The 1558-nt window shown below is 39.5% G+C and carries 1 protein-coding gene; it reads left to right on the top strand.

Going from position 1 to position 1558, the window contains the following annotated elements; translation table 11 throughout:
* Positions 1–128: 128 nt before the first annotated feature.
* Positions 129–1484: an IS1182 family transposase gene (locus JN080_RS28720; RefSeq protein ID WP_256239346.1), complete on the top strand. Its 1356-nt coding sequence runs from the start codon at positions 129–131 to the stop codon at positions 1482–1484.
* Positions 1485–1558 lie beyond the last annotated feature (74 nt).

Here is a 1558-nt window from a genome sequence, read left to right as displayed (position 1 = left end):
TGAATCAATTTCATAATTATGAGCCCAACGGGCTCAAGGCTTTTAGACAATAGAAAAAGGAGTACCTCCCCAAAATGTCGAATTTAGTAAGCACCACACAAACTAATAAGACTGGAGGAAGACTCCCTATGACTATTATACGACAAGGAAGCCTGTTTGACCTACAAGAATTATATGATTTAGAACCTACCCAACGATTTGAAGCTATTTTTTCTACTATTGACATTGACCCAATCTTCGCTGTGGTAACGAAGAAATCACGTTTTGGTAGACCTGTTGAGCTTAACTATGCGGCAATGATATATTCCCTAGTCGCTAGAATCACAGAGCGGATCCCATTCATAAAAGATCTAGTTAAGCGGTTAAGGAATGATATGATTTTCCGTCTTGATTGCGGATTTTTGGTATCTGATTCAGTTCCATCAGAAGCAGCTTATTCAAGAATGGTGACAATCCTTTGTGAATCTAACGTTCTTGAAGAGGTTAAGGAAACGATTCTTTATCAAGCCATTACAGAAGGATTTGTCACCGATGATACAGTAGCCCTTGATGCGACACACTTTGAAGCAAAAGATCAAGCACCTCCAAAAGAAGAAAAGCCAAAAACTGAACCCAAGAAACGTGGGCGTAAATCAAAAGAAGAAAGAGAACAATGGTTGATTGACAAAGCTGAACGCGAAGCTAATCTGCCTCTTTTTGAAAAGAAAATTGAAGACCAGTTGGATGCTCCTTTAGAACAACTTCGTGCTGAAATTCCCCAAAACCCCGAATGGGGTGTGAAGAAAAACAGCGAAGGAAAAAACGTATTTTGGTATGGCTATAAGGCGCATTTAGCTGTTGGGACAAAAAGCCAATACATTCTTCAATCTCTCTTTTCTTCTGGTAATTTGAATGACGGAAAAGCAGCGATTCCTTTACTAAAAGGAATTCAGGAACGAGTTCAACTATCCACTCTTCGTTACGATACACTGGACGCAGGATATGATTACGAACCGATTTATGAACAAATTCACCGAATGGGTCACCAATCTGTTATTGCCTATAACAAGCGTAATGAGCCTGAGCCAGAAGGTTTTGATAAACATTTCGCACCCACTTGTTTCCGGGAACACTCGTATCGATATGATAGTTTTGATTCGAAATACGAAACACTCAAATATACAAGACCAAAGGAATGTAAAGACTGTCCTTTAGCCAATGAAGGACTTTGCCAAAAGATATATAAAGTGAAGATCACAACAGATCTCAGAAAATATACTTCACCAGCGCGAGGATCAAAAGCTTGGAAAACCGTCTTTAAACGTCGCACTGCTGTAGAACGTGTAAATGCTTATCTCAAGTTATACTTTCAACTAGACAATGTTCGTTATCGAACAGGAAAACGCGCCAAAGTTCATTTTGACTTAGTGACCTTAGTTTACAATGCTTCAAAATTAGCTGCAGACCGGTTAAATGCCTTTTTAAATCAACAACAAGCTGCTTAGTTTTAAAAATTAGCTGTGTTAAGAGCGATTGTTGATTGGAGCGGAAGGCGCGAAGACTCCTGCGGGAGTACGGG

Source organism: Bacillus sp. EB600 (assembly GCF_024494385.1).
Taxonomy (GTDB): domain Bacteria; phylum Bacillota; class Bacilli; order Bacillales; family Cytobacillaceae; genus JAEVLT01.
This window is presented reverse-complemented; position numbering and strand designations above follow the sequence as displayed.